Raw genomic sequence first — 7,692 nt, 5'->3', positions numbered from 1 at the left:
CGTTCTCGAGGGTCGATCTCATCGCGGCGGAATACACGCCGTCGCACGAGGCCGGCAGCGCTCGAGTGGGCGTCGGGGTGGGCGTCGCCGAGGCGGTGGGCGACGCCGAGGCGGTGGCCGACGGAGCGGCCGACGAGGACACCGAACCGGCCGACGGGGCGGCGGTCTCGGCCGCGGGGACGCACGCCGACAGGACGAGGGCGAACGCGGCGGCGCTGACGCCGGCGACGGCGACACGGGCGAGGGGGGACATGGAACCTCCAGGGATCGCCTCGACCCTAGCGCCGTGTCGGGGCGAGCCCCGGGTGTCAGCCCGCGCGCCGCAGACGCAGGCTGTTGAGCACGACGAACACGCTCGAGAACGCCATCGCCGCGCCGGCGAGCATCGGGTTGAGCAGGCCCAGCGCGGCCAGGGGCAGCGCCGCTACGTTGTACGCGAACGCCCAGAAGAGGTTGCCGCGGATGACGCGCATCGTGCGGCGACTGAGAGCGACCGCGGTGACGATCCCTCGCGGGTCGTCGCGCATGAGAGCCACGTCGCTGGCGTGCAGCGCGGCATCCGTTCCTCCTCCCATCGCGATGCCCAGGTCGGCCGACGCCAACGCCGCGGCGTCGTTCACGCCGTCCCCGACCATCGCGACGGTGCGCCCCTCGGCGCGCAGAGCGGCGATCTCGGCGACCTTCCCCTCGGGCAGCACACCCGCACGGACCCTCTGGATGCCGAGCTCGGCGGCGACGGCGCGAGCGACGTGGGGATTGTCGCCGGTGAGCAGCACGGGTTCCAGTCCCATGTCGCGCAACCGGGCGACGGCCGCGGCGCTCTGCGGGCGCACGGTGTCGGAGATCTCGATCACGACGCGCACCGAGGCCCGTCCCGCGGCGTCGGTCCACCCGGCCACCACGACCGTGCCCCGCTGCTCCCCCGCCTCGACGGCGGCGGCGAGCGCGGGACTCAGCGCGGCGCCGAGCTCGGCGGCGAGCGCGGGACGGCCCGCGAAGACGCGCGCCCCGTCGACGACCCCGGTCACCCCCCTCCCGGGAAGGGCCTCGAGGTCGCGGGCGACCTCCCCGTCTCCGGCCGCGGCGACGATGGCGCGCGCGACGGGGTGCTCCGACCCGCGTTCGACGGACGCGACGCGCTGCAGGGCCGCCGTGGCATCCTGCGCCGGTGCGGTCGTGACCCGTGTGACGCTCATGCGTCCCGCGGTGAGGGTGCCGGTCTTGTCGAGCACGATCGTGTCGATGCGCTCCGCGGATTCGAGGGCGGCCGGTCCGGTGACGAGGATGCCGAGCTGGGCCGCGCGACCGGTGCCGACGAGGATCGCGATGGGGGTGGCCAGGCCCAGCGCGCAGGGGCACGCGATGATCAGCACCGCGACGGCGGCGGTGAAGCCGGCGGCGATCGGCTGCCCCGCCACGAGCCAGGCGACGAGCGTGAGCACGGCCAGGACGATCACGGCCGGCACGAACACGCCCGAGATACGGTCGGCGAGCCGCTGCACGCGGCTCTTACCGAGCTGGGCGTCCTCGACCAGGCGGGCGATGCGCGCGAGCCGCGTCTGCTCGCCCACGCCGGTCGCGCGCACGACGAGACGGCCACCCGAGGCGATCGTGCCGCCGGTCACCGTCGAGCCGGGCCCGACATCGACGGGGAGGGACTCTCCGGTGAGCATGCTCTCGTCGATCGAGGCGCGCCCGTCGACGACCTCTCCGTCGGTGGCGACGGTCGCCCCGGGACGGACGACGAACTGGTCCCCCACGGCGAGCCGGTCGATGTCGATTCGACGGCCGTCGGCGAGCTCGGCCTCGCGCGCACCGAGATCGAGCAGCGACCGCAGCGCCGCTCCGGCTCGGCGTGTGGAGCGCTGCTCGATCACGCGCCCCAGCAGGAGGAAGACGGTCACGGCGGCCGCGACCTCGAAGTAGACGACCGAGGTGGCGTCGTGCACGGGGCCGAAGAGCATGACCTCGTGACGGATGCCGATCCGCCCGGCCGATCCGAACAGCAGGGCCCAGACGCTCCATAGGTACGCGGCGAAGGTGCCGAGGGTGATGAGCGTGTCCATGGTCGCGGCGCCGTGGCGGGCGTTGCGGAGCGTGGCCCGATGGAAGGGCCAGCCGCCCCAGAACACGATGGGGGTCGTGAGGGCGAGCGACACCCACTGCCACCCGGGGAACTGCAGGGCGGGGATCATGCCGACGGCGATCACCGGGAGGGCGAGGGCGAGCGAGACCCACAGGCGCACCCGCAGCGGCGTCGTGCCGGGGGCGTCGTCGGTGTCGTGAACGTGTTCGTGCTCGTGCTCGCGCGGAGCGGGTCGCCCGTCGCCCGCCACCATGTCGCGGCCGGTGACGGCATCCACCTGTCCCCCGGGAAGCGTCACCTCGACCGGCTGCGGCGGCGTGGGGGTCGCGCGCGGTCGCACGCGCGCGTCGTAGCCCGCCGCCCGGACCGCCTCGATCAGGGACGCCGTGTCGAGCTCGGCCGGGTAGCGCACGCGCGCGGTCTCGGTCGCGAGGTTCACCGCGGCGTCCACCCCGTCGACGCGGCGGAGCTTCTTCTCGACGCGGGCGACGCAGCTCGCGCAGGTCATGCCCTCGATGTCGAGCACCGCCTCGGCGGTCGCTGTCCTGTCGGTGTCGTCGGTCATGACCCCTCCTTCGCTCACCCGCGATAACAGGATACCCCCAGGGGGTATTCCTGGGGCGCTGCGCGCTCCTGTCCACCCCGACCCGGATGTCGGCGGTCGACCCTACGCTGGGCACGTGGCCGAGCCGATGACACGCGAGCAGCGCGTGGTGCTGACGATCGCCGTCCTGGCATCCTTCGTGTCGTTCCTGGACGGCACGGTCGTCAACGTCGCCCTGCCCGCGATCGCGCGGGAACTCGGGGGCGGACTCTCGACGCAGCAGTGGGTCGTCGACGCCTATCTGGTGACGCTCGGGGCTTTCATCCTCGTCGCCGGATCCCTCAGCGACGTCCTCGGGCGCGTGGTCGTGCTGCGCATCGGCCTGGTGGGCTTCGCCGTCGCCTCGGTCGCGATCGCCGCCGCCCCCTCCGCCGCGTTCCTCATCGGCGCCCGGGCCCTGCAGGGTGTCGCGGGCGCGCTGCTCGTGCCGAGCTCTCTCGCCCTCATCACCTCGACGTTCCGCGGACCCGCCCAGGCGCGCGCGATCGGCATCTGGACCGGCGCGACGACCGTCGCCATGCTCGCCGGACCGCTGATCGGGGGCATCTTCGTCGACACCCTCTCGTGGCGCCTCGTGTTCCTCGTGAACGTCCTGCCGATCGGCGTCACCCTGTGGCTGCTCGCGCGCCTCGGTCACCGCGATCACCGCCGACCCGGTGCCCGCGTCGACGTACTCGGGGCCGTGCTGTGTGCGGCGGGGCTGGGCGGCGTGGTCTTCGCCCTCATCGAACAGCCGAACCTCGGGTGGGCCTCACCCGTCATCTGGGCCCCGGGCCTGATCGGCGCGGCCTCGTTCGCCGGGTTCCTGGTGCGCCAGCGCCTGGCCCGCCAGCCGATGATGCCGCTCGACCTGTTCCGCTCGCGCAACTTCTGGGCCGGCAACCTGGCCACGGTCTTCGTGTACGCGGCTCTTTCGCTCAACGGCTTCGTGCTCAGCGTCTACCTGCAGCAGGGGGCGGGGCTTCCCGCGACGCTCGCGGGGCTGGCCTCACTGCCCAGCACGATCCTCATGATCGCGCTCAGCTCGCGCATGGGCGCGCTCTCGGGCCGCTTCGGACCCCGCCTGTTCATGACCATCGGCCCCCTGGTGATGGCCGTCGGCGCTCTCCTGCTGCTGACCGTGCGGACCGACTTCGACTACTGGACCCAGGTGCTGCCGGGGGTCGTCGTGTTCGGACTCGGCGTCACCGCCACCGTGTCTCCCCTGACCGCCGCGGTGCTGGGCGCGATCGATTCCGAGCGGTCGGGAATCGCGTCGGCGGTCAACAACGCCGTCTCACGCGTCGCCGGACTGCTCGCGATCGCCGCGGTGTCGGCGGTCGTGGGGGGCTCGCTCGACCTGGACGGGTTCCACCGCGCGGCGGTCTTCGTGGCCGTGCTGATGGTGTTCGGGGCGACCGCGTCGTTCCTCGGCATCCGCAATCATTTGTCGCGCGCGGAGTGAGGGTCGATCAGCGCAGGATCGCGCGCGAGCGCTCCACATCGTCGGCCATCTGCACCAGGAGAGCGTCGACGCCGTCGAAGGCCGTCATCCCCCGCACGCGCTCCACGAACCGCACCTCGACGTGGTGGCCGTACAGATCCAGCCCCGTCTCGTCGATCACGTACGCCTCGACCTGACGGGAGTGCACGTCGTCGAACGTGGGGTTGGTTCCCACGCTGATCGCGGCGGGATAACTGATGCGACGGGCGCCGTCGACGTCGATCAACCACCCGGCGTACACACCGTCGGCGGGGACGAAACCCTCGAGATCGGGCGAGAGGTTGGCGGTCGGGTAGCCGAGCTCGCGTCCCCGCTTGAGACCGTGCACCACCTCACCCCACACCGACGGGGCACGCCCGAGCAGGCGGGCCGCGGTCGAGATGTCGCCCGCGGACAGCGCCTCACGGATCCACGTCGACGACACGCGCCGGTCGAGGTGCACCGCGCGCACGTCGTCGACGATGTCGACGCGGAAGCCGTGCTCGGCCCCCATGCGCTCCAGCAGCGCGGGGTCGCCCGCTCCCCCGGCACCGAAGCGGAAGTCGCGGCCGACCAGTACCGTCCGCGCCTCGAGGGCGTCGACCAGGATGCGGCGCACGAACTCCTCGGCGGGGATCGAGGCGAGGGCCTCGTCGAAGGTGAGCAACAGCGTCGCGTCGACCCCGGCGCGCTCGAGGAGTTCGAGCTTCTGGTGCGGTCCGATCACATCCGGGGGGCACTTCTCGGGCCGCAGGACACTGAGCGGGTTGCGGTCGAATGTGACCGCCACCACCCGCGCGCCGTCCGAGGCGTCGACTCGGGCACGATCGATGACCGCGCGGTGCCCGGCGTGCACGCCGTCGAACTTGCCGATGGCGACGACCGACGGCCCGAAATGCGCGGGCACCTCGGTCGGATCGCGGAACACGATCACGACGCCGCCCGGCGATGGCGCACGAGCCACCAGAGCCCGAGGAAGGGCAGGACGAGGGGGATGAACAGGTACCCGTAGCCGTACACCGACCACACGGTCGGATGCTGGAACAGCGCCGGCAGGACGAGGCTCAACGTGCCGACGACCAGCACCCCGACGAGCTCGAAACCGATGGCCACCCACGCCACGCGGTACCACGCCGGTCGCGCGGAGAAGACGAGGGCGAGGGTGGCGAGGATGTAGACGACGGCGGCGAGAGCGGACAGCGCGTACGCCAGCGGGGCGTCGTCGAACTCGCGCACGATCTGCACGAACGAGCGGCCCGTGGCGGCGAGCGCCATGATGCCGTAGATGACGACGAGGACACGGCCGATGCCGGTCATCCCCCGGGAACGGGTGGGAGTGGTGGATGCCATGACGCCTCCATTCTAGGCGCCTCGGCGCCCCGGCATCCGGTGCCGTCAGGCGACCTGCACCGTCCAGATGACGTGCATGCGCCAGACCATCACGGCGACGGCCAGCGCGGCGACGCCCATGACGACGGTGCTCCAGCGACTGCGCTCGACGAGCGCCCACGCGACGCCCGCGATCGGCACGAGGGCCGCGGACACGAGGTAGGTCCAGAACTCGAGCAGGCTGCCCGACGGGGGGTTGCCCGCGAAGGGAGCGATGATCGCCACGACGATCTGCACGATCAGCAGCAGCTCGATGAGGGCGAGCGACCCGACGGTGACGTCTCCCGGGCGTCGACCGATCAGGCCCGCGCCGACCGCGACGAGTCCGGCGAGCACGGCGAGCCCCACCTGCACGAGGGTGAACCACAGGATCATCGCGCGACCTCCTCGGGCATGTTCATGACGCTCTTGAGCTGGGCGCCGCGCTTCTCGACGACCCCGATCAGCCGCCCGTCGGGGTCGATCGCCGCCGCGACGGGCCCGGTGAGTCGTCCGCCTCCGTCGATGCGCTTGCCGTGGCGCAGGTCGCGGGCCTCGTCGGGTCCGACCGCGAGAGCGCCCATCACGACCGCCGCGGCGGTGGCGGGCGCGATGAGCGCGTCCTCGGAGATCTCGTCGACGGATGCCGCGGCCGCGACGTCGAACGCGCCGATGCGCGTCCGGCGCAGCGCCGTCAGGTGCCCGCCGACGCCGAGGGCACGCCCGAGATCGCGCGCGAGGGCGCGGATGTACGTACCGCTCGTGCAGTCGACGACGACGTCGAGCTCGATCGTCCCCTGCCCCCGGCGCGTGGCGCGCACGTCGAAGCGCGAGACCGTGACCCGCCGCGACTTCAGCTCGACCTGCTCCCCCGCTCGGGCGAGGTCGTACGCGCGACGCCCGTCGACCTTGATGGCGGACACGGTGCTCGGCACCTGGTCGATCTCGCCCGTCAGCGCCGCGATGCCGTCGCGAATGGCCGCGTCGGCCACGGCGGCGACGGTGTCGGCATCCGCTCGCCCGGTCTCGACCCCGTCGGCGTCGTCGCTGTCTGTCGTCACCCCCAGCAGGATGGTCGCCTCGTACGTCTTGTCGGCGCCGACGATGTACGTCAGCAGGCGCGTCGCCCCCTCGACGCCGAGGACGAGGAGGCCCGTCGCCATCGGGTCGAGCGTGCCCGCGTGGCCGATCTTGCGGGTACCGAGCGCCCGCCGCGCGCGCGACACGACGTCATGACTGGTGATGCCTCCGGGCTTGTCGACCAGGAGGATGCCGGGGCGCACCATCAGCAGAAGTCCCCGAAGACCTGCACGGGGTGGGCGGGGTCGGAGTTCTCGACGATGACGGATGCCGCCGCCTTCGGCCGCGCGGTGGCGAGGTAGTGCTTCTCGACATCGGGGAGTTCGGGGCGGGGGGCGCCGATCGGCGGGTTGCTTTCGAGCCAGACCGAGAAGTTCCACAGACCCCGCACCTCGGGCGCGTGCAGGAAGCGTCCGGAGACGATGAGGACCGCGTCCGCCGGGGCGACGTCGTCGGGGCCGAAGGGATCGCCCGCGCGGAAGGGTCCGATCAACGCTTCACGCACCTGCGGGGCCCCGTCGGCGACGGAGACGTGGAACACCGCCGTTCCCTCCTCGGCGATCGCCTTCTCGAAATCACCGGCGAAGTCCATCGCCGCACCGAGATCGAGGGCGTCGACCGCGACGACCACGCGCCCCGCACGGTTGTTCTGCCGCATCAGGTCGCGCAGACTTCTCTGCAGGGTCTCGACGGCGTTCTCACTCGACATGCCTCCAGCCTACGATCGACCGCCGACACCGGACCGCCCCCGCCGCCCCGCGACGATCCGGGCGCGGCACCCCCAGCCCCCGATAAACGCGATCGGTGCTCAAGAACGCGGAGAGCCCGCGTTTATGGACACGGACAGCGTTTATCGGCAGGAAAGGCCGGCTCGCGTCCGGCCTCGTAGGCTGGACGGATGCCAGGACTCGCCGCCCCGCTCATCGACTGGTACCGCGGGGCCGCGCGCGACCTGCCGTGGCGCCGGGAGGGCTTCGGGGCGTGGGGCACCCTCGTGAGCGAGTTCATGCTGCAGCAGACGCCCGTCACCCGCGTCATCCCCCACCTCGAGGCGTGGCTGACGCGCTGGCCCACGCCGGCCGACCTGGCGGC

At 72.5% G+C, this 7,692-nt stretch carries 8 protein-coding genes and 1 pseudogene; 2 read left to right on the top strand and 7 right to left on the bottom strand.

The annotated features are described in order from the left end of the window. On the bottom strand, positions 1-253 hold a 253-nt coding region (locus QZ433_RS03740), incomplete at its 3' end, for a hypothetical protein (RefSeq protein ID WP_295780076.1). 55 nt (positions 254-308) lie between these two features. After that, on the bottom strand, positions 309-2,651 hold the full coding sequence (locus QZ433_RS03735) for a heavy metal translocating P-type ATPase (protein ID WP_295780075.1): 2,343 nt from the start codon (positions 2,649-2,651) through the stop codon (positions 309-311). A 127-nt stretch (positions 2,652-2,778) separates the two neighbouring features. Here QZ433_RS03735 and QZ433_RS03730 point away from each other — a divergent pair, with 127 nt between their 5' ends. Further along, positions 2,779-4,134, top strand: coding sequence for an MFS transporter (locus tag QZ433_RS03730; RefSeq protein WP_295780077.1), 1,356 nt, complete (start codon positions 2,779-2,781; stop codon positions 4,132-4,134). A gap of 7 nt (positions 4,135-4,141) precedes the next feature. On the opposite strand, the gene QZ433_RS03725 is transcribed toward QZ433_RS03730, so the two are convergent. Genes QZ433_RS03725 through QZ433_RS03705 form a run of 5 tightly spaced genes read right to left on the bottom strand, consistent with a single transcriptional unit; the run spans position 4,142 to position 7,309 of the window. Beyond that, complete coding sequence (locus tag QZ433_RS03725; RefSeq protein ID WP_295780074.1) at positions 4,142-5,086, bottom strand: bifunctional riboflavin kinase/FAD synthetase; 945 nt, start codon at positions 5,084-5,086, stop codon at positions 4,142-4,144. Then, the gene (locus tag QZ433_RS03720) at positions 5,083-5,502 is read right to left on the bottom strand and encodes a hypothetical protein (protein ID WP_295780073.1); all 420 of its coding nucleotides are present in this window, start codon (positions 5,500-5,502) and stop codon (positions 5,083-5,085) included. Before QZ433_RS03720 ends, QZ433_RS03725 begins: the two co-directional genes overlap by 4 nt. Before the next feature lie 45 nt (positions 5,503-5,547). Further along, positions 5,548-5,916 (bottom strand): hypothetical protein, encoded by a 369-nt coding sequence (locus tag QZ433_RS03715; protein WP_295780072.1) that lies wholly within the window; start codon positions 5,914-5,916, stop codon positions 5,548-5,550. Next, positions 5,913-6,806, bottom strand: coding sequence for a tRNA pseudouridine(55) synthase TruB (gene truB, locus QZ433_RS03710; RefSeq protein WP_295780071.1), 894 nt, complete (start codon positions 6,804-6,806; stop codon positions 5,913-5,915). Before truB ends, QZ433_RS03715 begins: the two co-directional genes overlap by 4 nt. Continuing rightward, positions 6,806-7,309, bottom strand: coding sequence for a hypothetical protein (locus QZ433_RS03705; RefSeq protein WP_295780070.1), 504 nt, complete (start codon positions 7,307-7,309; stop codon positions 6,806-6,808). Before QZ433_RS03705 ends, truB begins: the two co-directional genes overlap by 1 nt. Positions 7,310-7,498: 189 nt before the next feature. Here QZ433_RS03705 and QZ433_RS03700 point away from each other — a divergent pair. Then, positions 7,499-7,692: pseudogene (locus QZ433_RS03700) on the top strand (A/G-specific adenine glycosylase); the annotation flags it as partial.

It is taken from the genome of uncultured Microbacterium sp. (genome assembly GCF_913776565.1).
Lineage (GTDB): Bacteria > Actinomycetota > Actinomycetes > Actinomycetales > Microbacteriaceae > Microbacterium.
The sequence above is the reverse complement of the archived record's forward strand: the minus strand, read 5'-3'. Positions and strand labels throughout refer to the sequence as shown.